Raw genomic sequence first — 22,176 nt, 5'->3', positions numbered from 1 at the left:
GTGCATTTCACGGGACGATTCGTTTGCTGGCGAGCGGCCGGCCCCCCTCGTGACCTGGGAGGCTTTCCCGTCCCGCATTCGGGTTTGCGGGGTAGGCTGGCGCGACGTCCGTCCCGAGGTGATGGGAGAAGGTCATGTTTGTGGGGGGTTTGCGTGCCGCGGCGATAGCTGCGGTCGCGGCGCCGTTGTTCGCTGTGGGTGGTCCGGTGCCGGTCGCATCAGCCGATCCCGGGGTGCTGGTGTACCCGGGTATGGAGATTCACCAGGGCACCACGCGCTGCACGCTGGGCTATGTGGACCCGGCCGCGCGGACGGGCTACACCGCAGGTCACTGCCGGGGCAACGGTCCGGTGACCGACAAGGACGGCCGCTTCATCGGCACCATGATCACGTTCCGGGACAACACGCCCGACGGCGCCACCATCGCGACCGACCACCAGATCTCCGATTGGGAGTCCATCACCATCGCCGGTGATGTGACGGTCAACAACATCCTGCCGGGAGGCCGGGTACTGGTCACCGATCCCGCGGTGAATCCGCAGCGGGGCGAACCGGTCTGTCATTTCGGCGTCGTCACCGGCGAGACATGCGGCACCGTCGACGCGGTGAACAACGGCTGGTTCACCATGGCGGGCGGCATCGTCAGCCAGAAGGGCGACTCCGGCGGCCCGGTCTACACCATCACCCCCGACAACCGGGCGGTCCTGGTGGGCGTCTTCAACAGCACGTGGGGGCGTTTCCCCGCGGCCGTCTCGTGGAGCGCGACCGATCAGCAGACCAATGACGCCGTCGTGCAGCAGGCCGCCGGCGGGTAGCGGTCAGGCCTGTAGTTCGAACACTGGAATGGTGGGGGCGACGCGCTGCAACTCGCCTTCGGTGGACTGCGGCGTCAGCCCCCCGACGTGGCCCTTGACCTCCCAGTACCACCGCCGCAGATACTCCTGCAGCAGTGCGGGTTTCGCTTCGTCGGGCACCTCGACAAGGGGGTAGTCGCGGCTGCGCCAGCTCGGTCCGAGCTGAACGACACCCGCGGCTCGCGCGTTGCGGACCCATTCGGTGTTGCCACGCGGTGAGATGAGGTACCGCCGGCCGTCGACGGTGAGCACGTTCACGACGACTCCGCGGAGTTTGCCGGTGCGCCGGCCACGTACCCGCAGGGCGCTGGTCCCGGCGACGCTGACGCCGGCCTCGGCCAGCCGGCGGATGACTTCGTTCCCCGCGCGGGCGACGGCTCGGGGTTGGTCGTAGCGAGTGGTCATGGTGGTCCTTTCTGCGACATCTTAAAACGAGAGCATTGCTCTCTAATTACGATGGCACGCACAGGCCTGGAAATCAAGAGCAGTGATCTCGCTTTGTGTCAGACTGGCTCACGTGGGCAAACGTCAGGACTCGCGGGATCGGATCGAAAGTCGGATCATCGAACTCGGCCGTCGGCACCTGGAGACCGATGGCGCCGCGGGGTTGTCCCTGCGGGCCATCGCCCGTGATCTCGGCATGGTGTCTTCGGCGGTTTACCGGTACGTCTCCAGCCGGGATGAACTGCTCACGCTGCTGCTGGTCGACGCTTACACCGAGTTGGCCGACGCCGTCGACGCCGCAGTGGCCGCGTCCGGCGTCGGCTGGCGTGATCAAGTCAAGGCGACGGGGCGCGCGATGCGCGCGTGGGCGGTGGCGCAGCCGGCCTGCTGGGCGCTGTTGTACGGCAGCCCTGTGCCCGGGTATCGCGCCCCGGCGGAACGGACGGTCGGTCCGGGAACTCGGGTGATCGGAACTTTGTTCGGCGCTGTCGAGGCGGGGATCGTCGCCGGTGCTGTGCGATCGGCCGAAGTGTCGGTGTCGCAGCCGTTGTCGGCTGATTTTGCACGTCTGCGCGACGAGTTCGGATTCTCTGGCGACGACGCGGCGGTGGCCAAGTGCATCGTGCTGTGGACCGGATTGGTCGGGGCGGTCAGCCTCGAGGTGTTCGGGCAGTACGGTCCCGACACGCTCAGTGATCCGGCTGCGGTGTTCGAACTGCAGCTCGACGTGCTGGTCGCCATGCTGGCCGAGGTGTCGTGACAGACCCGGTCGGCCAAAACTAGAACACGTTCTAGCCATGGTCCTCATCCGACGTTATTGTCTAGTCGATCACTGATCAGACACGTGTCCAGGTTGCTTGTCCGACCGTCCTGGACGCCCACCGAGACCGGCCCAGGAGAGACGATGCAAACAGTGCCCGAGACCGTCAACGCCGTCGACGTCACCGAATGGTCCGACGAGGCCGACGTGGTGGTGATCGGCTTCGGTATCGCCGGCGGCTGCGCCGCGGTGAGTGCTGCCGCCGCCGGCGCCAAGGTGCTGGTGCTCGAGAAGGCGGCCGCCGCGGGCGGCACCACGTCCATGGCCGGCGGTCACTTCTACCTCGGTGGCGGCACCGCGGTGCAGCAGGCAACCGGTCACGACGACACTGCCGACGAGATGTACAAGTACCTGGTCGCGGTCGCCCATCACCCTGAGCACGACAAGATCCGCGCCTACTGCGATGGCAGCGTCGAGCATTTCAACTGGTTGGAGGACTTGGGTTTTCAGTTCGAGCGCAGCTACTACCCGGGCAAGGTCGTGGTGCCGCCGGGCACCGAGGGCCTGTCCTACACCGGCAACGAGAAGGTGTGGCCGTTCTGCGAACAGGCCAAGGCCGCACCCCGTGGCCATTCCGTGCCGGTGCCGGGCGAACTGGGCGGCGCGGACATGGTCATCAAGCTGCTGCTGAAACGCGCCGACGAACTCGGTGTCGAGATGCGCTACGAAACCGGTGCGACCAACCTCGTCGTGGGCGACCAGGGTGCCGTGGTCGGCGTCCGCTGGAAGAACTTCGGGGTGACGGGCGCGGTCAAGGCCGGCGCGGTGATCATCGCCGCCGGCGGTTTCGCGATGAACCCCGAGATGGTCGCAGAACACACGCCGGAGCTCGGCCAGAAACGAAAGACCAAGCACCACGGCGAAGTTGAGCCCTACATCCTGGGCAACCCGAACGATGACGGGCTGGGCATCAAGCTCGGCGTGTCCGCCGGTGGCGTCGCCAAGAACCTGGACCAGCTGTTCATCACCGCCGCCGCCTACCCGCCGGAGATTCTGCTCACGGGCGTCATCGTCAACCAGAACGGCCGGCGCTTCGTCAACGAGGACTCCTACCATTCGCGCACTTCGGCTTTCGTGCTCGAGCAGCCCGACCAGGTGGCCTATCTGATCGTGGACGAGGCACACACCGAGATGCCGGCGATGCCGTTGATCCGGTTCATCGACGGCTGGGAGACAATCGCGGAAATGGAAGAGGCACTGAGCATTCCGGCTGGAAACCTGGCCGCGACGCTGGCGCGTTACAACGCCGACGCTGCAGCAGGCGAGGATCCCGACTTCCACAAACAGCCGGATTATGTTGCGGCCCAGGACAATGGACCGTGGGCGGCATTCGACCTCTCACTCGGCCGCGCCCTCTACTCCGGATTCACCATGGGCGGCCTCTCGGTCAGCATAGACGGTGAAGTGCTCCGCGAAGACGGCACCGCGGTGCCGGGTCTGTACGCCGCGGGCGCGTGCGCGTCGAACATCGCACAGGACGGCAAGGGCTATGCCAGCGGCACTCAGTTGGGCGAAGGGTCGTTCTTCGGCCGACGGGCCGGAACCCACGCCGCGGCAAGGTGATCCGCTAGACGCGGGCGGGCGCGGCGTCCTCGTCGTCGATCCGGGTGAGCCGCCAGTTGCCGTCGCCCAACAGCTCCAGCTCCTGCTGGTGGTGTTGTTCGACGGTGCTGCGGTGGCTGACGCTGACCACGGTGGTGTCCGGCAGTTCGGTCCGGACCAGTTGGTACAGCATCATTTCCAGGCCCTCATCGAGGGCTGACGTGGACTCGTCGAAGAACACGGCCTTCGGCCGGGTCAGCAGTACCCGGGCGAAGGCGACACGCTGCTGCTCGCCGGGGGAGAGCACCTTGGCCCAGTCGTCGACCTCATCGAGGCGGTTGGCCAGATGCGGCAGCGCGACCTTGCGCAGGACGTCCTGCAATTCGGCGTCGGTGTGCGCACCGACCTTGCCCGGGTAGGACACCACCGCGCGTAGATCGCCCAGTGGCACATAGGGCAACTGGGACAGGAACAGCGTCTCGTTCTCGTCCTGCGGGGAACGCATGGTGCCGTTGCAGAAGGGCCACATCTTGGCAAGACTGCGCAGCAGGGTGGTCTTGCCGGCGCCGGACGGACCCGTGACCACCAGTGCCTCGCCGGGGTAGAGGCACAGGTCCAGCGGGGCGATGAGTTCGCGGCCGTCCGGTGTGCTCACCGTGACGTTCTCCAGCGTGATGGTGTGGTCGGGGCAGTCTTCGATGGTGATTTCGGGCAGGTGCCGCGCGGCGTCGTTCGCCGTCACGAGACCGTACAGACGGATGATCGCGGCCCGGTAACCGGCGAACTGGTCGTAGGCGTTTCGGAAGAACGACAGCCCGTCCTGGATGCTGCCGAAGGCCGACGCGGTCTGGTTCATGTCGCCCAGCTTGATCTCGCCGGCCAGGAACCGCGGGAACTGGAGGATGTAGGGCAACGGCACGATGATCTGGCTCATCGAGAGGTTCCAGCCGTTGAAGCCGATCATCCGGTTCACGTACCGCTTGTAGTTGTCCACCACCGGCGCGAACAGCCGGCGCAGACCGGTCCGCTCGGCGATCTCACCGTGGTAGAACGCGACGGCTTCGGCGGCATCGCGCAACCGCACCAGTGCGTACCGGAAGGCGGCGTTGAAGCGTTCGTTGTCGAACGACAGCCAGATGATCGGCCGGCCGATCCAGAAGGCGATGATCGACGCGATCACGACGTAGCCCAGCCCGATCCAGAAGATCGCCTTCGGGATCGAGATGCCGGCGATGGTCAGCGTGCCGGACAGATGCCACAGGATCGCGGTGAACGACAGCATCGAGGCGATGGCGTTGATGGCGCCGAACAGCAGCGTGGACGTCGACATGTTGTTCGGCGTGTTGGGCAGCGGGCCCACCCCGGCGGTGAAGATGTCGATGTCGCTCTGGATGCGCTGATCCGGGTTGTCGATGGTGTCGTCGATGAAGCGGGACCGGTAGTACGCCTTGCCCTCCAGCCAGTCGCCGGTGAGTCGGTCGGTGAGCCAGGCGCGCCAGGCGAGGATGAATCGCTGCGTCATGAACAGGTCGAGCATGATGCGGCAGACGTGCAGCGTGGCGAGCAGCGAGAAGATGCCGATCGACAACCAGAAGCCGTGCTCGCCCGAGTTCTTGACCGTCTGGTCATGGCCGGCCAGGCCGGAGGCCACGACCTGGAAGCCGGTCATGAGATCGTTGCTCTGATAGCTGAAAAGCACGGTGAGCCGAACTCCGGTGATCACCGACAGCAGCAGCGCCGCCAGCCACAGCCACACCTTCAGGCTCTCGCGGCCGATGAAGTAGTCGCCGGTGATGCGCCAGAACTGGCGCCCCCAGACCGTGAACCGGCCGATGGCGACAAGCACCACCAGGGTCGAGACCGCTGCGATCAGCCAGGCCTTGGCGATCCACCACAGTGAGGTCGTGAGCTCACTGCCCCATTCGAGCGTCGGGGTGAACAAATCCATCCCCGCAAGGTACCCGTGCTCTATTGACGCGCGCGCTGCGACAGGCACGCTGAGGTGAGCAGCGGCGTTCCGTCGGGCTCCGAGTAGGTGGACGGTTGACGGAGCGCCGGCGGACCGGCCCGGTACCTTTGACCTGTGGCGAAAACCAGCACCGCGAAATCCGGCCGGCTGAGCAGCAAGTTCTGGAAGCTGCTCGGTGCTTCCACCGACAAGAACCAGAACCGATCGATGGATCAGGTTCGGGCCTCGGCGGAATTCGACGAGAAGGCCGCCGGGCTGGACGACGAGCAGATCACCAAGGCGGCCAAGCTGCTGGAACTGTCCGCGCTCGCCGATGCCGCCGACATCCCACAGTTCCTGGCCATCGCCCGCGAGGCCGCCGAGCGCACCACGGGCCTGCGGCCATTCGACGTCCAGCTGCTCGGCGCCCTGCGCATGATGGCCGGCGACGTCGTCGAGATGGCCACCGGTGAGGGCAAGACCCTGGCCGGCGCCATCGCCGCGGCCGGTTATGCCCTGGCCGGCCGGCACGTGCACGTCATCTCCGTCAACGACTACCTGGCCCGCCGCGACGCCGAGTGGATGGGGCCGCTGCTGGCGGCCATGGGGCTGACGGTCGGCTGGATCACCGCCGAGTCGACGGCCGAGGAACGGCGTGCCGCCTACGAGTGCGACGTCACCTACGCCTCGGTCAACGAGATCGGGTTCGACGTGCTGCGCGACCAGCTGGTCACCCACGTCGACGACCTGGTGTCGCCGCGGCCCGACGTCGCACTGATCGACGAGGCCGACTCCGTGCTGGTCGACGAGGCACTCGTGCCGCTGGTGCTCGCCGGGACCACGCACCGCGAGACGCCCCGCATGGAGATCATCCGCCTGGTCGGGGAGCTAACCGCGGCCCAACGGGTTGATGATTCGCTGCAGTACTACGACACCGACGCCGACCGTCGTAACGTGCACCTGACCGACGCGGGCGCCCGCAAGCTCGAGAAGGCGCTCGGCGGCATCGACCTGTACTCCGAAGAGCACATCGGCACGACACTGACCGAGGTCAATGTGGCCCTGCACGCGCACGTGCTGCTGCAGCGCGACGTGCACTACATCGTGCGGGACAACGCCGTTCATCTCATCAACGCATCCCGCGGCCGGATCGCGTCGCTGCAGCGCTGGCCCGACGGCCTGCAGGCCGCGGTCGAGGCCAAGGAAGGCATCGAGACCACCGAGACCGGCGAGGTGCTCGACACCATCACCGTGCAGGCCCTCATCGGCCGCTACCCGACGGTGTGCGGCATGACCGGTACCGCGCTCGCCGCCGGCGAGCAGCTGCGCCAGTTCTACCGGCTCGGGGTGTCGCCGATTCCGCCGAACACGCCGAACATCCGCGAGGACGAGGCCGACCGGGTCTACATCACCGCGGCCGCCAAGAACCAGGCCGTCATCGAGCACATCCAGCAGATCCACGAGACCGGTCAGCCGGTGCTGGTCGGTACCCGGGACGTCGCCGAATCCGAAGAGCTGCACGCGAAACTGGTCAAGGCCGGGGTGCCCGCCGTGGTGCTGAACGCCAAGAACGACGAGGAAGAGGCCGCCGTCATCGCCGAGGCGGGCAAGCTCGCCACCGTCACCGTCTCCACCCAGATGGCCGGCCGCGGCACCGACATCCGCCTCGGCGGGTCCGACGAAGCCGACCATGACGCGGTCGCCGAACTCGGCGGTCTCCACGTCATCGGCACCGGCCGGCACCACACCGAGCGCCTCGACAACCAGCTGCGTGGTCGTGCCGGCCGCCAGGGCGACCCCGGCTCGTCGGTGTTCTTCTCCAGCTGGGAGGACGACGTCGTCGTCTCGCATCTGGATCCCGACAAGCTGCCGATGGAGACCGACGAGGACGGCCGGATCGTCAGCGACAAGGCCGGCCAGCTGCTCGAGCACGCACAGCGCGTCGCCGAGGGCCGGCTGCTGGACGTGCACGCCAACACCTGGCGCTACAACCAGCTCACCGCGCAGCAGCGCGCGATCATCGTCGAACGGCGAGAGACGTTGCTGCGCACCACAACTGCGCGCGACGAACTCAAGGAGCTGGCACCGGACCGGTACCAGGAACTGGCCGACGAGGTCGGTGAGGACTCACTTGAGCGCATCTGCCGGATGATCATGCTGTACCACCTGGACCGGGGCTGGGCCGACCACCTGGCCTACCTGTCCGACATCCGCGAGAGCATCCACCTGCGGGCGCTGGGACGGCAGGACCCGCTCGACGAGTTCCACCGCATGGCGGTCGACGCGTTCGCCTCGCTGGCGGCCGATGCCATCGAGGCCGCCCAGCAGACCTTCGAGACCGCCAACGTGCTGGAGGACGAGCCCGGCCTGGATCTGTCCAAGCTGGCCCGCCCGACATCTACGTGGACCTACATGATTCACGACAACCCGCTGGCCGACGACACGATGGCAGCGCTGAGCCTGCCCGGGGTGTTCCGTTAGGTTTAGCCCTATGGACCAGCCGCTGGACCAGGGGCGAGAAGCCGAAGGCGGACCGCGCATGGGCACGGACGCCGACCCGCACGACCGGGTGCTGACGATTCCGAACGCGCTGAGCGCGTTGCGGCTGCTGCTGGTCCCGGTGTTCCTGTACCTGCTGCTGTCGGTGCACGCGGGCGGCTGGGCCGTCGCGATCCTGATGTTCAGCGGCTTCTCCGACTGGGCCGACGGCAAGATCGCGCGCCTGGTGCCGAACCAGTCGTCGCGGCTGGGGGAGCTGCTGGACCCGCTGGTCGACCGGATCTACATGCTGATCGTGCCGGTCGCACTGGCCATCGCACATGTCGTGCCGTGGTGGTTCGTGCTCACGCTGATCGGTCGCGACGTGGTGCTGGCGGCGACGCTGCCGTTGCTGCGCGGCCGCGGGCTGACCGCGCTGCCGGTCACCTACATCGGTAAGGCCGCGACCTTCGCGCTGATGTCCGGCTTCCCGCTGGTGCTGCTGGGGCAGTGGCCGGACGCCTGGAGCCGGGTGGTGCTGGCCTGCGGCTGGGCGTTCCTGGTGTGGGGCATGGCGATGTATCTGTGGTCCGCCGCGCTGTATCTGATCCAGGTGTCCATGGTGCTGCGGCAGCTGCCGCCGGTGGTGAGGACGGCGGCGTGACGGAAGCCGGGACACCCCGGGACCGGGCGCTGGGCGGCTACCGGCCGGAAGCCGGCCGCAACAGTCACGTCGCCGACGAGCCGGTCCGGATTCCGGTGCCGTCGCTGCTGCGCTCGCTGCTCACCGATCACCTGGACCCCGGGTATGCCGCCGCGGCCGAGCGCCGCATGGCGGCCGGCGAGAGTGCCCGACGGGGCCGCTCCCGGCTTGCCGACGGAGCCTGGCTGCTGGTCGGTGTCGCCGCCGTGTCGGTGGTGTTCGTGACCGCGGCAAAGCACGCGGTGTCGATGGCCCCGGCCACCACCCAGACCCAACACGTGTTATCTGCCAACGCGCGCACCGCCGAAGGGCGGACTCGCGACAGCACCGCGAACCGCGACGCCCTGGCCGGCCAGGTGGAGGCCGCGCGCCGCAGCCGGCTGGCCGGTGACGAGACGGGCCGGCAGCTGCTGGAGGCCCTCGAGGGTTCCGAGTTCAGTGCCGGGGCGACGGCCGTGGCCGGCCCGGGTCTCACCGTGACCGTCACCGAACCTCCGCCGAGCCCGAACCTCTCCGATGTGTCCAAGCAACGCGTCGCCGGCAGCCCGCAGATCATCCTCGACCGGGACCTGCAGCTGACCGTCAACTCGTTGTGGGCGGCCGGCGCCGAGGCGGTGTCCGTCGGCGGCGTGCGGATCGGGCCGAACGTGACCATGCGGCAGGCCGGCGGTGGCATTCTCGTCGACAACCAGCCGGTGGCCAGCCCCTACGTAGTCGTCGCCATCGGGCCGCCGCACGCCATGCAGGAGGTGTTCGAACACACTCCCGCCATGCAGCGGCTGACGCTGCTCGCCCAGTCGTACGGGGTGGGGATCAGCGTCCAGACCCGGGATCACCTCACGGTGTCGGCCGCATCGGTACGAGACGTCAACTTCGCCAGACAAAGCGGGCCGAAGTGAGTGGACAGAAGTGATTGGGGCCGAATTGAGGACGCGCACATGATCGGCATCGCCGCACTGGTGGTCGGCATCGTGGTGGGATTGATCTTCCACCCCAGCGTGCCGGAAGCAGTCCAGCCGTACCTGCCGATCGCCGTCGTGGCGGCGCTGGACGCGGTGTTCGGGGGACTGCGGGCGTACCTGGAGCGGATATTCGATGCCAAGGTATTCGTCATCTCGTTCGTCTTCAACGTCCTGGTCGCCGCGGTGATCGTCTACGTCGGCGACCAACTCGGTGTCGGCACGCAACTGTCCACCGCGATCATCGTGGTGCTCGGGATCCGGATCTTCGGCAACGCGGCGGCCTTGCGCCGCAGGCTGTTCGGAGCGTGACGGCGGTGCCGGGGCGAGCGGAGCGACGGGAAGAGCCACCGGGGCGAGCGAAGCGACGGGAAGAGCCACGGCATGGCTGACGACGAACCGCACCACGACGGCGCCGACCACGCGGCCGAACATCATGGCCGGCACGAGCTGCCCGACGGTGTTCCGGCGCGGCTGCCGCGGACCCGGCCCCAGCTGATGTTCGGTGCGCTGGCGGTACTGCTGTGCGTGCTGCTCGGGGTGGCGATCGCGACGCAGGTGCGGCAGACCGAGTCCGGTGATGCCCTCGACACCGCGCGGCCGGCCGACCTGCTGGTGCTGCTCGACTCCTTGCAACAGCGCGAGGCGGCGCTGAACACCGAGGTGGCCGACCTCCAGAAGACGCTGTCGTCGTTGCAGGCGTCGGGCAACAGCGACCAGGCCGCCATAGAGGGCGCGCAGGCGCGGCTGCGCGCCCTGTCGATCCTGATCGGCACCGTCGCGGCCACCGGCCCCGGCGTCACGATCACCATCGAGGACATCGCCCCCGGCGTGTCGCCGGAGACCATGCTCGACGTCATCAACGAGCTACGCGCCGCCGGCGCCGAGGCCATGGAGATCCGTTCGGGACGGGGCGATCAGCAGACCGCGGTCCGGGTCGGCGTCGACACGTGGGTGACCGGTACCGCGGGCGCGCTGGTGGTCGACAACGTGACCATCAACCCGCCCTATTCCATTCTCGCCATTGGTGATCCGCCGACGCTGGCGGCTGCGATGAACATCCCCGGCGGGGCGATGGACAGTGTCAAGCGGGTTGGCGGCACAATGACCGTGCAACAGGCGGACGCGCTTGACGTCACCGCCTTGCGGCAACCTAAACCGCGCCAATACGCTCAGCCGGTCAAATAGCCGCTGGGCCCTGATCGTCGAGCCGTATCGTATGTACCCCACCAACACTCAAGGAGCGTCGTGAGCGAAACGCCAGCCGATCTGCTGTACACCACCGAGCACGAATGGGTGCGCCGCACCGGCGAAGGCACCGTGCGCGTCGGAATCACCGATTTCGCGCAGGGCGCGCTGGGCGATGTGGTCTACGTCGATCTGCCCGAGGTCGGCACCACCGTGGCCGCCGGTGACGTGTTCGGTGAGGTCGAATCGCCCAAGACCACCTCGGAGCTGTACGCCCCGATCGCCGCGAAAATCGTTGCGGTCAACGGTGATCTGGAAGGCTCGCCCGACCTGGTCAACTCCGATCCGTACGACGCCGGGTGGCTCATCGAACTGCAGGCCGACGTGGCCGAACTGGAGGCCGGTCTGCACGGACTCCTCGATGCGGACGGCTACCGGGCGACCCTGGACGAGTAACACCTTTGTTAGGGTGCTGCGGTCCGGTTCGGCCGTGGCGACACCAAAGTCGGCTCGGCGGATCCGGCGGTGGCGGGCACACTGGCCCGCGCCGCGCGGTACGGTCAATAGTGGGACGTATGCGACATCGATGACTGCTGGCAGCACTTGCCGGCTGGTCGTGCAAAAGAGCGCCACAGCAGCCAGTAGAGGAGCAGCGCGTGACGGATAAGGACAGCGGTTCGGGGACCGACTTCGGCTCCGAGGAGACAACGGTGGAGACCACATCGGTCTTCCGCGCGGACTTCCTCAATGAGCTCGACGCCCCGGCTTCGACGAGCGGCACCAGTGCCGTCTCCGGAGTGGAAGGACTGCCGGTGGGCTCGGCCCTGCTGGTGGTCAAGCGCGGGCCGAATGCCGGCTCGCGATTCCTGCTGGATCAGCCGAGCACCTCGGCGGGCCGTCATCCCGACAGTGACATCTTCCTCGACGATGTGACGGTCAGCCGTCGGCACGCCGAGTTCCGGCTCGAGTCCGGTGAGTTCCAGGTGGTCGACGTCGGCAGCCTCAACGGCACCTACGTCAACCGCGAGCCCGTCGACTCGGCGGTGCTGGCCAACGGCGACGAGGTCCAGATCGGCAAGTTCCGCCTCGTGTTCCTGACCGGCCCCAAGACCGACGACAGCTCGGCTGGTTAGAGCCGGCGGTCAGTCCATGACGCAGCCCGACCGCAGTGCAGTGGCCGGGATGTCGATCGGAGCGGTGTTCGATCTGCTCCGACCCGATTTCCCGGATGTGACGATCTCCAAGATCCGGTTCCTGGAGGAACAGGGTCTGGTCACGCCCGAACGCACTGGGTCGGGCTACCGTCGTTTTACGGCCTATGACTGCGCCCGGCTGCGGTTCATCCTGTCGGCGCAGCGCGATCAGTACCTGCCGTTGAAGGTCATCAAGGCCCAGCTGGACGCCCAGCCCGACGGTGCTCTGCCGTCGGGCGGATCCGCTTATGGCGGACCGAAATTGGTGCCCGATCTCGACAGCGACCCGGCCGGTGGCCGGGCTGACGTCGCGCCTGCTCAGGTCCGGCTCAGCCGCGAGGACCTGCTGCAGCGTTCCGGCATCACGTCGGAACTGCTGTCCGCTCTGGTCAAGAGCGGCGTGATCATCCCCGGCCCGGCCGGGTTCTTCGACGAACACGCCGTGGTCATCGCGCAGTGCGCCCATGCCCTTGGCGAATACGGTGTCGAGCCGCGGCACCTGAGGGCCTTCCGCTCCGCGGCCGACCGGCAGTCGGACCTGATCGCCCAGATCGCCGGGCCCATCGGCAAGGCCGGCAACGCCGGGGCCCGCGACCGGGCCGACGAGCTGGCCCGTGAGGTCGCTGCGCTCGCCATCACGCTGCACACGTCACTGATCAAGTCCGCGGTGCGCGACGTTCTCGATCGCTGAGGACTAGACTCGAATTCGTTGATGGCACACGGATTGCGGAGGGCAGACGCTGATGGGCGAGGTTCGTGTGGTCGGCATTCGCGTGGAGCAGCCGCAGAACCAGCCCGTGCTGTTGCTCCGCGAATCGAACGGTGACCGTTATCTGCCGATCTGGATCGGCCAATCCGAGGCTGCGGCCATCGCGCTGGAGCAGCAGGGCGTCTCGCCGGCTCGTCCCCTGACGCATGACCTGATCCGGGATTTGATTGCCGCGCTTGGGCATTCGCTGCGCGAGGTGCGCATCGTGGACTTGCAGGAAGGCACCTTCTACGCCGACCTGGTGTTCGACCGCGACATCACGGTGTCGGCGCGGCCGTCGGATTCGGTGGCCATCGCCCTGCGGATGGGCGTGCCGATCTACGTCGAGGAAGCGGTGCTCGCCGAAGCCGGTCTGCTGATCCCGGACGAGACCGACGAGGAATCGTCGGGTCCGGTGCGTGAGGACGAGGTCGAGAAGTTCAAGGAGTTCCTCGACAGCATTTCTCCGGACGATTTCAAGGCCACTTAGGCCGGACGACGATCACGCGGCGAGGTACGAGCGGCGTTGTGGGGGTACCTCCCGCTCGCGGGGGAGAGTTCGGCAAATCGGGCACAGCGCGACCTACCGAACGCCCGCGTGGACGTTGTCACGGATGCATCTCAGTTAGGTCAGCAGGCGTCGACACGCGGTGCGCCGTTTGCAGATTCGATCAATCTGCGCCACATACTTTCCTCGTTCTGGCAACAGCTCGGCCGGCGGCTCACCGCCGATGGGCTGAAGTAGCCCGGCGGGAAGCGTATGCTCGACACATTCGAGCAGCGGACATGCCCGCCGAGCAGCAGTGGCCGCCAGGCAGGTTAGTTCGATCGGCGAGAGGATCAGGCAGTGGGCGACGAGACGCCACGTCAAGAGCAGTTGGACCTGACGACCAACGGCGCGCCTGAGCAGGCCGCCCCGAAGCCGGCTCCCGTGCCGGTGCAGGCAGGCCTGTTCCCCGACGAGTCTGTGCCCGACGAACTGGTCGGTTACCGCGGGCCGAGTGCCTGCCAGATCGCCGGCATCACCTACCGCCAGCTGGACTACTGGGCCCGCACCTCGCTGGTCGTCCCGTCGATCCGCGGCGCCGCCGGCTCCGGCAGCCAGCGCCTGTACTCGTTCAAGGACATCCTGGTCCTCAAGATCGTCAAGCGCCTGCTCGACACCGGTATCTCGCTGCACAACATCCGCGTCGCGGTTGATCACCTGCGCCAGCGCGGCGTCCACGACCTGGCCAACATCACGCTCTTCTCGGATGGCACCACGGTGTACGAGTGCACGTCCGCCGAAGAGGTCGTCGACCTGTTGCAGGGCGGTCAGGGCGTGTTCGGCATCGCGGTCTCGGGTGCCATGCGTGAGCTGACCGGCGCCATCGCCGACTTCCCGGGGGAGCGGGCCGACGGCGGCGAGTCCATCGCCGCACCAGAGGACGAGCTCGCATCCCGGCGCAAGCAGCGCGACCGCAAGATCGGCTGAGTTCTCCCACCACAAGACCCAGAACTGCCCCTTTCCCGCGGAGAGGGGCAGTTTGCTGTTCCCCGCAAGCGGGGTCGCCGCCAGTTCGTGGAGGGGCGTGGTGACCGACCGGTAGACTGGCGCGCGCATCGTCCCGACGCGGGAGAGTTCTGTGGCCGCCAGCCATGGACGCCGAAGGAGCAATACCTCTCCATCAACCTCTCAGGCCCCCGGACCGCGCCGGAGCCCGATGCCTCTGGAAAGCGGCGAGCTGTGACTCGCCCGCCCATGGGGAAAGGCCGACCACGTCGTCGGGCCGAATCTCTCAGGCACCGACGACAGAGGGGGAGGAACCGCAAGCGGTTCCGTGGCATGCCTGCCCCGAGCCTGAACGTCTGGAGAGGCCGTCATGACCGACAGCACGTCCCGTTCCTCTGCCGAGCACCACCAGCTTCGCTTCGTCGACCGGCACATCGGTCCGGATGCCGATGCGGTGGCCACCATGCTCGGGGTTATCGGCGTGGACTCCCTGGAAGAACTCGCCGCCAAGGCATTGCCCGCGGGCATCCTCGACGCGCTGTCCGGCGCTGGCCTGGCCCCCGGCCTCGATGAGCTGGCCGCCCCGGCCTCCGAAGAGCAGTCGCTGGCCGAGCTGCGGGCACTGGCCGAGACCAACACCGTCGCGGTGTCGATGATCGGGCAGGGCTACTTCGACACCCTGACGCCGGCCGTGCTGCGCCGCAACATCCTCGAGAACCCGGCCTGGTACACGGCCTACACGCCCTACCAGCCGGAGATCAGCCAGGGCCGTTTGGAGGCCCTGCTCAACTTCCAGACGATGGTCACCGACCTGACCGGCATGGAGATCGCCAACGCCTCGATGCTCGACGAGGCCACGGCCGCGGCCGAGGCCATGACGCTGATGCACCGCGCGGTCAAGGGAGACTGCCGCCGCCTGGCCGTCGATACCGACATCTACCCGCAGACGGCCGCCGTCCTGGCCACCCGTGCCGAACCGCTGAACATCGAGATCGTCACCGCGGACTTACGTGACGGCCTGCCCGACGGCGACTTCTTCGGCGTCATCGCCCAGGTGCCGGGTGCCAGCGGTGCGGTCAACGATTGGTCCGCGCTGATCGCGCAGGCCCATGAGCGTGGCGCGCTCGTCGCCATCGGCGCCGACCTGCTGGCGCTGACGCTCGTCACCCCGCCCGGTGAGATCGGCGCCGACGTCGCGTTCGGCACCACGCAGCGTTTCGGTGTGCCGATGGGCTTCGGTGGCCCGCACGCCGGCTACCTGGCCGTGCACGGCAAGCAGGCCCGCCAGCTGCCGGGGCGCCTGGTCGGCGTCTCGGTCGATGCAGACGGTGCCAAGGCCTACCGATTGAGCCTGCAGACCCGCGAACAGCACATCCGCCGCGACCGGGCCACCAGCAACATCTGTACCGCCCAGGTGCTGCTCGCGGTGATCGCCGCGATGTACGCCAGCTACCACGGACCGCGTGGGCTGACCGCCATCGCGCACCGGGTGCACGGGCACGCCCTCGCGGTGGCCATGGGGCTGAAGGAGGCCGACGTCGAGGTTGTGCACTCCGCATTCTTCGACACCGTGCTGGCCCGGGTGCCGGGCCGGGCCGAGCAGGTGCGGGCGGCCGCCAAGGAACGCGGGATCAACGTCTGGCTGGTCGACGCCGACCACGTCTCGGTGTCGTGCGACGAGGCGACCACCGCCGACCACGTCGACGCGGTGCTCTCGGCGTTCGGTGCGACCCGCGGCGGCCAGCACTGGGACGGCCCTGAGATCCACACCCGCACGTCGGAATTCCTGACACACCCGGCGTTCTCGCGGTACCGCACCGAAACCGAGATGATGCGTTACCTGCGCTCGCTCGCCGACAAGGACATCGCGCTGGACCGCAGCATGATCCCGCTGGGTTCGTGCACCATGAAGCTCAACGCGGCCGCCGAGATGGAGCCCATCACCTGGACCGAGTTCGCCCAGCAGCATCCGTTCGCCCCGGCCTCGGACACCCCGGGCCTGCGCAAGCTGATCGCCGACGTCGAGTCCTGGCTGGTCAGTATCACCGGCTACGACTCGGTCTCGCTGCAGCCCAACGCCGGATCGCAGGGGGAGTACGCCGGCCTACTGGCCATCCGCGCCTACCACGAGGCCCGCGGCGAAGCCGGTCGCAACATCTGCCTGATCCCGTCCAGCGCACACGGCACCAACGCCGCGTCGGCCGCCATGGTCGGCATGAAGGTCGTCGTCGTGGCGTGTCGCGAGAACGGCGACGTCGATCTGGACGACCTGCGCGCAAAGATCGCCGAGCACGCCGGTGACCTGGCCGCGCTGATGATCACCTACCCGTCCACGCACGGCGTGTACGAGCACGATGTCGCCGACATCTGCGCCGCGGTGCACGACGCCGGCGGCCAGGTCTACGTCGACGGCGCCAACCTCAACGCGATCGTCGGGCTGGCCCGCCCCGGCAAGTTCGGCGGCGACGTCAGCCACCTGAACCTGCACAAGACCTTCTGCATCCCGCACGGCGGCGGCGGTCCCGGTGTCGGTCCGGTGGCGGTGCGCTCGCACCTCGCGCCGTACCTGCCGGGCCACCCACTGGCTGCCGAGCTCGGCGACGACAACACCGTCTCGGCGGCACCGTACGGCTCGGCGTCCATCCTGCCGATCACCTGGGCGTACATCCGGATGATGGGCGCGGCCGGTCTGCGGGCCGCGACGCTGACGGCGATCGCGTCGGCCAACTACATCGCCCGCCGCCTCGACGAGCACTACCCGGTGCTCTACACCGGCGAGAACGGCATGGTTGCCCACGAGTGCATCCTGGATCTGCGGGCCATCACCAAGGCCACCGGCGTCACCGTCGACGACGTGGCAAAGCGCTTGGCGGACTTCGGTTTCCACGCGCCCACCATGAGCTTCCCGGTGGCCGGCACCCTGATGGTCGAGCCCACCGAGAGCGAGAGTCTGACCGAGGTCGACGCCTTCATCGCCGCGATGATCGCGATCAAGGCCGAGATCGACCTGGTCGGTTCCGGGGACTGGCCCGCGGAAGACAACCCGCTGCACAATGCTCCGCACACCGCCGAGTGCCTGCTGGTCGACGACTGGAAGCACCCGTACACCCGCGAGCAGGCCGCCTACCCGCTGGGCAAGGGCTTCCGGCCGAAGGTGTGGCCGCCCGTGCGCCGCATCGACGGCGCGTTCGGTGACCGTAACCTGGTGTGCTCGTGCCCGCCGATCGAGGCGTTCGCCTAACCGCTCACACGTTGGAGGCACGCAAAAACGTCCCGCTCAGAGAGGCTGAGCGGGACGTTTTTGTACATCCGCCGCGGCGTGTTGCAGGCAGACACGCACGCTCGCGGGAAGTGAGGCTCGCTAGGGCAGGGCCGCCGCCACCGCGTTCGCCAGTTCGGGGGACGCGGACGTGGGCACGCTGGTGAACGTGCCGCCAGTGAGCTGCGAGACGGCCTGCCAGGTCGAGCCGTCCGAGTCGGTGCCGATGTCGATGACGTTGACGGCCACCGGGCGGCCCGGGTCGAACGCCGACTTGATGTAGTCCTGCAGGCCCTGACCGTCCATCGACTGGTCGGTGTGGGGTCCCGAGGTGATCAACAGGATCGAATTGGCCTGCCCGTCGACGTATTTCGACATCGCGTCGCCGTAGAGCATGCGCAGTGTCGTGAACGAGACGTGACCGCCGCCCGAAGAGCTCTGGTTGTTCAGGTTCGAGATCAGCTGCGTCGAATGCGACTGGTCGCTGAGCGGCGCGACGGGAATCTCGGTGCGGCCGGACACGCCGTCGAACGTCCACAGGCCCACCGAGCTGTTCGGCGACATCGCCTTGACCCGGTCCATCAGCGCAGTGGTCACGTTGCCCAGCCGGGTCTTGGCGCCGTCGGTGGTGGGCATCGACTGGTCCAGCATGATCGTCACGGCAGCGCTCTTCGAGGTACCGCCGACGGCGTTGGCCAGTGTGGCGCGCGTGCCGGTATCGCCGATCGAGAGAGCGTCGGGCAGCGAGCCGAGGTTCAGCACGTCGTTCTGCGGGGGAGTGCCGCCGTTGACGCGGAAGCCGGCCCTTGAGAGCTCGGCGAGCTGTTCGGGCTTGCGCAGGAAGCGTTCGAATTCGCTTGCCGCCGTGATCTCCTCGTGCGACAGGCCCTCGCCCGCGAGCAGCACGGCCGGGTAGTCGGCGACCGCCGGTGCGCCCGGTGGCAGCCAGGCCGCCAGCTTGCCCTTGGCGTTGTCGGTGTGTTGCGACTGCTGGTAGAGCTGCTGCTCGGTGGTGACGACGGCGTGCACCGGCGCGGTGGCCGGGTCGCTCGCGGCGATCAGCGCATCGAGCGCCGTCGAGGCCTTGGGGTCCGAGAGCTTCGGCTGCGCGGCCATCAAGCGGTGCACGGCGCCGGCACCGGCGTTGGCCGGTGCACCATTGGCCGCGGCGGAGGCGATGGCCTCGGCCGCCAGGTAGGCCGCGTCACTGTTCTCGACGGTCGGCAGCGCCAGCCGCAGCGAACCCCAGCCGGGCAGGCTCAGGCCGTCCAATGCCGTCGGCGTCGTCTGGAGCGCGGGCAGCGTGCCCCAATTCTGCTGGGCGAGCGCGTCTTTCAGTTGTGGCCGGACCGCCAACAGGACAGGGGAGGTGGCCAGCGACTTCGCTTCACCACTGATCGTCTGCTCGCCTGCACCCGCGATCAGCCGGGCCGCCGACACCGAGCTGGCCGGGACCCACAGCGCCGGGCGCGGTCCCAGGTTCGCCGGCCACTTGTTGGCCATTCCGTCGACGACGGAGGTCGGATCGGTCGCCTTGACCTCGACCTTGGCGCACTTGTCGCCGATGGGGGCGGCGGTCTGGTTGTACTTGCCGGCCAGCGCGCCGAGCTGATCGGAGATCGACGGATCGGCCAGCACGGGCACGCTGACCGAGCCCGACACGCACCGCGCCGAGGCTTCCCGGCTGCGGTCGGACAGCACGCTGCCGAAGAAACGCCACAGGATCACGGCAGCGACCACGACCACGACGGTCACGAGCGCTGCGATGACCCCGACGCTGACCCCGCGGCGTTTGGTCTGGATGGCCCGGTGGCTGCCCGTCCATTCGCCACCCTCCCAGTCGCCACCGTGCGCACGGACGGAAGCCCGGCGCGGGACGGACGGGAATGCCTGGGTGATGCTGTCGGCCCCGGTGAAATCGGGCTGGTCGTCGCCCGGGTAGCCGGCAGCCGGCTCGGCGGCGAAATCAGCGTCGTCGGGTTCGTCGGTCTCGTACCGATCGCCGGTACCGGCGGGTGGGGTGGCGGCAGGCGGCGTGGCGGCGGGCGGCATCCCGTGCATCTCGGCCCAGTCATCCGGGACCCGGAAACCCGGTGCGCCGGCGGGTTCGCCGGCTTCCGGAATGTCCGGCGACAACGCGTCAAAGTGTGATGTTTCGTCGTCGCGTGATTCGTCGGCGTTTGATTCGTCGTCGTCGGGAGCTCTGTGCCTACCCATTAGTGTCTGCTCCTGGTGTCGGCGTGCAATCGGCGGACCCGTGTCGAATGACGCGGGCCCGCCGAATTTTAATCAACGATGATGGGGGAGTTAACCGTTCACGAACCGGCGTGTGCGGCCTTGAACTCCCGCCGGCGCCGATGCAGGATCGGCTCGGTGTAGCCGTTGGGCTGGCTGCACCCTTCCAGAATCAGCTCCTGCGCGGCCTGGAAGGCGATGCTGCCCTCCGGGTCCGGAGCCATCGGCAGGTATGCGGGATCGCCGGCGTTCTGCTCGTCGACCACCGCCGCCATGCGGCGCAGGCTGGCCTTCACGTCGTCCTCGGTGATGACGCCGTGCCGCAGCCAGTTGGCCAGCAGCTGGCTGGAGATGCGCAGCGTGGCGCGGTCCTCCATGAGGGCGATGTTGTGGATGTCCGGCACCTTCGAGCAGCCGACGCCCGCGTCGATCCAGCGCACCACATAGCCGAGGATCGACTGGCAGTTGTTGTCGATCTCTTCGTGGATTTCCTCGGGTGCCCAGGCCAGCTCCTTGGCCAGGGGGATGGTCAGCAACTCGGTGAGCGTGGTGCGCTTCTTGCCGGCCAGCTCCTTCTGCACCTCTGGCACATCGACCTGGTGGTAGTGCATGGCGTGCAGGGTGGCGCCGGTGGGTGACGGCACCCACGCGGTGGTGGCGCCGGCCTGCGGCTGGGAGATCTTCTGCTTGACCATCTCGGCCATCAGATCGGTCATGGCCCACATGCCCTTGCCGATCTGGGCACGTCCGGCCAGGCCGCACGCCAGCCCGGCGTCGACGTTGGCGTCCTCGTAGGCCTTGATCCAGGTCTGGCTCTTCATGGTGCCCTTGCGCACCATCGGGCCGGCCTCCATCGAGGTGTGGATTTCGTCGCCGGTGCGGTCCAGGAAGCCGGTGTTGATGAACACGACCCGGTCGGCGGCGGCCTTGATACACGCCTTGAGGTTGACCGTGGTCCGGCGCTCCTCGTCCATGATGCCGACCTTGAGCGTGGCTTCGGGCAGGCCGAGGACGTCCTCGACGCGGCTGAAGAGCTCGCAGGTGAAGGCGACCTCGTCGGGGCCGTGCATCTTCGGCTTCACGATGTAGACCGAGCCGGTGCGGCTGTTGGTCAGCTCGCCGTTCTCCTCGGTCGACTTCAGGCCGTGCATGGCGATGAGGCCGGTGAACAGTGCGTCCTGGATGCCCTCGGGGATTTCTGTGACTTCGCCGCCGTCGCCGACCATGACAATGGCGTCATTGGTCATGAGGTGACCGACGTTGCGCACGAACAGCAGGCTGCGGCCGGGCAGGGTCAGTTCACCTTCGCCGTCCGGGGTGGTGAAGACACGGTCCGGGTTCAGCGTGCGAGTGAAGGTCTTGCCGCCCTTGCTGACCTCTTCCGACAGGTCGCCCTTGTTCAGGCCCAGCCAGTTGCGGTAACCCAGCACCTTGTCGTCGGCGTCGACGGCCGCGACCGAGTCCTCGAAGTCCATGATCGTGGTGATCGCGGATTCCAGCACGACGTCCTTGATGCCGGCCTGGTCGGTCGAGCCGACCGGCGAGGAGGGGTCGACCAGGATTTCGATGTGCAGGCCGTGGTGGACCAGCAGCACCGACCACGCCGAGTCACCGAGCTTGCCGGTGTAGCCGACGAACTCCTGGGGGTTGGCCAGGCCGGTCGACAGGCCGTCACCGAGTTCCGCGAGGAGCTGGTGCGCTTCATCTTCCGCATCGATCTTCAGGCCCGTGATGTCGGCCCACGAGCCGGCCGCGAGCGGGACGGCCTGGTCCAGGAAGCCCCGGGCGTAGGCGATCACCTTGTCGCCGCGGACCTTGTTGTAGCCGGAGCCGGCCGCGGCGCCGTCCTCGTCGGAGATGACGTCCGTGCCGTACAGCGCGTCGTACAGCGAGCCCCAGCGGGCGTTGGCCGCGTTGAGCGCGAACCGGGCGTTGAGGATCGGCACCACCAGCTGCGGTCCCGACGTGCTCGTGATCTCCGGGTCGACGCCCGAGGTCGTGATGCTGAAGTCGGCCGGTTCCGGCTGCAGGTAGCCGATCTCGGAGAGGAACTCCTGGTACGAGGTCTTGAACTCGTCGGTGTCGACGGGATCGATGACGCGGGCCCGGTGCCACTTGTCGATCTGCGCCTGGAGGTCGTCACGGCGGGCCAGCAGGTCCTGGTTCTTCGGGGTCAGGTCGGTGACGACCTTGTCCACCCCGGCCCAGAAGCTGTCCGGATCGACCCCGGTGCCGGGCAGAGCCTCGCCCGAGATGAAATCGTGCAGTACGCGGGCCACCCGCAGATTTCCCACCGTCACACGATCAGTCATT

At 67.9% G+C, this 22,176-nt stretch carries 18 protein-coding genes and 1 riboswitch; of the genes, 14 read left to right on the top strand and 4 right to left on the bottom strand.

All coding sequences use genetic code 11. From position 1 onward, the window contains the following. The first annotated feature begins 134 nt into the window (after positions 1-134). Positions 135-815 (top strand): Rv1815 family serine proteinase, encoded by a 681-nt coding sequence (locus G6N59_RS03810; RefSeq protein ID WP_179970270.1) that lies wholly within the window; start codon positions 135-137, stop codon positions 813-815. Between the two features lie 3 nt (positions 816-818). Here G6N59_RS03810 and G6N59_RS03805 read toward each other — a convergent pair whose 3' ends face one another. Beyond that, positions 819-1,259 carry a nitroreductase/quinone reductase family protein gene (locus G6N59_RS03805; protein ID WP_138230902.1) on the bottom strand — a complete coding sequence of 147 codons (441 nt, stop codon included), beginning with the start codon at positions 1,257-1,259 and terminating at the stop codon, positions 819-821. Positions 1,260-1,371: 112 nt separating this feature from the next. Here G6N59_RS03805 and G6N59_RS03800 point away from each other — a divergent pair, with 112 nt between their 5' ends. Beyond that, positions 1,372-2,058, top strand: coding sequence for a TetR/AcrR family transcriptional regulator (locus G6N59_RS03800; RefSeq protein WP_138230901.1), 687 nt, complete (start codon positions 1,372-1,374; stop codon positions 2,056-2,058). A gap of 144 nt (positions 2,059-2,202) precedes the next feature. Further along, positions 2,203-3,681 carry an FAD-binding protein gene (locus G6N59_RS03795; protein WP_138230900.1) on the top strand — a complete coding sequence of 493 codons (1,479 nt, stop codon included), beginning with the start codon at positions 2,203-2,205 and terminating at the stop codon, positions 3,679-3,681. A gap of 4 nt (positions 3,682-3,685) precedes the next feature. Here G6N59_RS03795 and G6N59_RS03790 read toward each other — a convergent pair whose 3' ends face one another. Beyond that, positions 3,686-5,608, bottom strand: a complete 1,923-nt coding sequence (locus tag G6N59_RS03790; protein ID WP_138230899.1) for an ABC transporter ATP-binding protein/permease — start codon at positions 5,606-5,608, stop codon at positions 3,686-3,688. A gap of 135 nt (positions 5,609-5,743) precedes the next feature. Between G6N59_RS03790 and secA2 the strand changes: the two genes are divergently transcribed. From secA2 to gcvP, 11 genes are all read left to right on the top strand, one after another. After that, the gene (secA2, locus tag G6N59_RS03785) at positions 5,744-8,089 is read left to right on the top strand and encodes an accessory Sec system translocase SecA2 (protein ID WP_138230898.1); all 2,346 of its coding nucleotides are present in this window, start codon (positions 5,744-5,746) and stop codon (positions 8,087-8,089) included. A gap of 58 nt (positions 8,090-8,147) precedes the next feature. Continuing rightward, positions 8,148-8,750, top strand: coding sequence for a CDP-alcohol phosphatidyltransferase family protein (locus tag G6N59_RS03780; protein WP_138230953.1), 603 nt, complete (start codon positions 8,148-8,150; stop codon positions 8,748-8,750). Further along, a complete protein-coding gene (locus G6N59_RS03775; protein ID WP_138230897.1) occupies positions 8,747-9,688 on the top strand; it encodes a DUF881 domain-containing protein in 942 nt (313 codons plus the stop codon). The genes G6N59_RS03780 and G6N59_RS03775 overlap by 4 nt, the downstream gene beginning before the upstream one ends. Positions 9,689-9,727: 39 nt before the next feature. After that, positions 9,728-10,060 (top strand): small basic family protein, encoded by a 333-nt coding sequence (locus tag G6N59_RS03770; RefSeq protein ID WP_053856224.1) that lies wholly within the window; start codon positions 9,728-9,730, stop codon positions 10,058-10,060. A gap of 72 nt (positions 10,061-10,132) precedes the next feature. Next, positions 10,133-10,936, top strand: a complete 804-nt coding sequence (locus G6N59_RS03765) for a DUF881 domain-containing protein (protein ID WP_138230896.1) — start codon at positions 10,133-10,135, stop codon at positions 10,934-10,936. 60 nt (positions 10,937-10,996) lie between these two features. Further along, on the top strand, positions 10,997-11,392 hold the full coding sequence (gene gcvH / locus G6N59_RS03760) for a glycine cleavage system protein GcvH (RefSeq protein WP_138230895.1): 396 nt from the start codon (positions 10,997-10,999) through the stop codon (positions 11,390-11,392). Between the two features lie 200 nt (positions 11,393-11,592). Then, positions 11,593-12,069, top strand: a complete 477-nt coding sequence (garA, locus tag G6N59_RS03755; protein ID WP_138230894.1) for a glycogen accumulation regulator GarA — start codon at positions 11,593-11,595, stop codon at positions 12,067-12,069. Between the two features lie 16 nt (positions 12,070-12,085). Further along, on the top strand, positions 12,086-12,820 hold the full coding sequence (gene ftsR / locus G6N59_RS03750) for a transcriptional regulator FtsR (RefSeq protein ID WP_138230893.1): 735 nt from the start codon (positions 12,086-12,088) through the stop codon (positions 12,818-12,820). Between the two features lie 52 nt (positions 12,821-12,872). Continuing rightward, the gene (locus G6N59_RS03745) at positions 12,873-13,367 is read left to right on the top strand and encodes a bifunctional nuclease family protein (RefSeq protein WP_138230892.1); all 495 of its coding nucleotides are present in this window, start codon (positions 12,873-12,875) and stop codon (positions 13,365-13,367) included. Positions 13,368-13,724: 357 nt separating this feature from the next. Beyond that, complete coding sequence (locus tag G6N59_RS03740; protein ID WP_138230891.1) at positions 13,725-14,351, top strand: MerR family transcriptional regulator; 627 nt, start codon at positions 13,725-13,727, stop codon at positions 14,349-14,351. A 129-nt stretch (positions 14,352-14,480) separates the two neighbouring features. Beyond that, a riboswitch (glycine riboswitch) is annotated at positions 14,481-14,578 on the top strand. Between the two features lie 161 nt (positions 14,579-14,739). Continuing rightward, positions 14,740-17,610: an aminomethyl-transferring glycine dehydrogenase gene (gene gcvP, locus G6N59_RS03735; RefSeq protein WP_138230890.1), complete on the top strand. Its 2,871-nt coding sequence runs from the start codon at positions 14,740-14,742 to the stop codon at positions 17,608-17,610. 120 nt (positions 17,611-17,730) lie between these two features. Here the strand turns inward: gcvP and G6N59_RS03730 are convergent, their stop codons facing one another. Next, positions 17,731-19,845, bottom strand: a complete 2,115-nt coding sequence (locus G6N59_RS03730; protein ID WP_138230889.1) for a vWA domain-containing protein — start codon at positions 19,843-19,845, stop codon at positions 17,731-17,733. A gap of 98 nt (positions 19,846-19,943) precedes the next feature. After that, on the bottom strand, positions 19,944-22,175 hold the full coding sequence (locus G6N59_RS03725; RefSeq protein ID WP_138230888.1) for a malate synthase G: 2,232 nt from the start codon (positions 22,173-22,175) through the stop codon (positions 19,944-19,946). Between the last annotated feature and the right edge of the window lies 1 nt (position 22,176).

The sequence above is a fragment of the Mycolicibacterium aubagnense genome (genome assembly GCF_010730955.1).
Classification (GTDB): domain Bacteria; phylum Actinomycetota; class Actinomycetes; order Mycobacteriales; family Mycobacteriaceae; genus Mycobacterium; species Mycobacterium aubagnense.
Note: the sequence above shows the minus strand (reverse complement) of the source record. Positions and strands in the feature narration are given on the sequence as shown.

What these genes read in the sequence shown, in the direction of transcription:
- G6N59_RS03765 (WP_138230896.1), top strand. Translation starts at nt 10,133, where the DNA reads ATGGCTGACGACGAACCGCACCACGACGGCGCCGACCACGCGGCCGAA.
- gcvP (WP_138230890.1), top strand. Translation starts at nt 14,740, where the DNA reads ATGACCGACAGCACGTCCCGTTCCTCTGCCGAGCACCACCAGCTTCGC.
- G6N59_RS03795 (WP_138230900.1), top strand. Translation starts at nt 2,203, where the DNA reads ATGCAAACAGTGCCCGAGACCGTCAACGCCGTCGACGTCACCGAATGG.
- G6N59_RS03725 (WP_138230888.1), bottom strand. Translation starts at nt 22,175, where the DNA reads ATGACTGATCGTGTGACGGTGGGAAATCTGCGGGTGGCCCGCGTACTG.
- G6N59_RS03745 (WP_138230892.1), top strand. Translation starts at nt 12,873, where the DNA reads ATGGGCGAGGTTCGTGTGGTCGGCATTCGCGTGGAGCAGCCGCAGAAC.
- G6N59_RS03770 (WP_053856224.1), top strand. Translation starts at nt 9,728, where the DNA reads ATGATCGGCATCGCCGCACTGGTGGTCGGCATCGTGGTGGGATTGATC.
- G6N59_RS03810 (WP_179970270.1), top strand. Translation starts at nt 135, where the DNA reads ATGTTTGTGGGGGGTTTGCGTGCCGCGGCGATAGCTGCGGTCGCGGCG.
- G6N59_RS03730 (WP_138230889.1), bottom strand. Translation starts at nt 19,845, where the DNA reads ATGGGTAGGCACAGAGCTCCCGACGACGACGAATCAAACGCCGACGAA.
- G6N59_RS03780 (WP_138230953.1), top strand. Translation starts at nt 8,148, where the DNA reads ATGGGCACGGACGCCGACCCGCACGACCGGGTGCTGACGATTCCGAAC.
- G6N59_RS03805 (WP_138230902.1), bottom strand. Translation starts at nt 1,259, where the DNA reads ATGACCACTCGCTACGACCAACCCCGAGCCGTCGCCCGCGCGGGGAAC.
- ftsR (WP_138230893.1), top strand. Translation starts at nt 12,086, where the DNA reads ATGACGCAGCCCGACCGCAGTGCAGTGGCCGGGATGTCGATCGGAGCG.
- G6N59_RS03790 (WP_138230899.1), bottom strand. Translation starts at nt 5,608, where the DNA reads ATGGATTTGTTCACCCCGACGCTCGAATGGGGCAGTGAGCTCACGACC.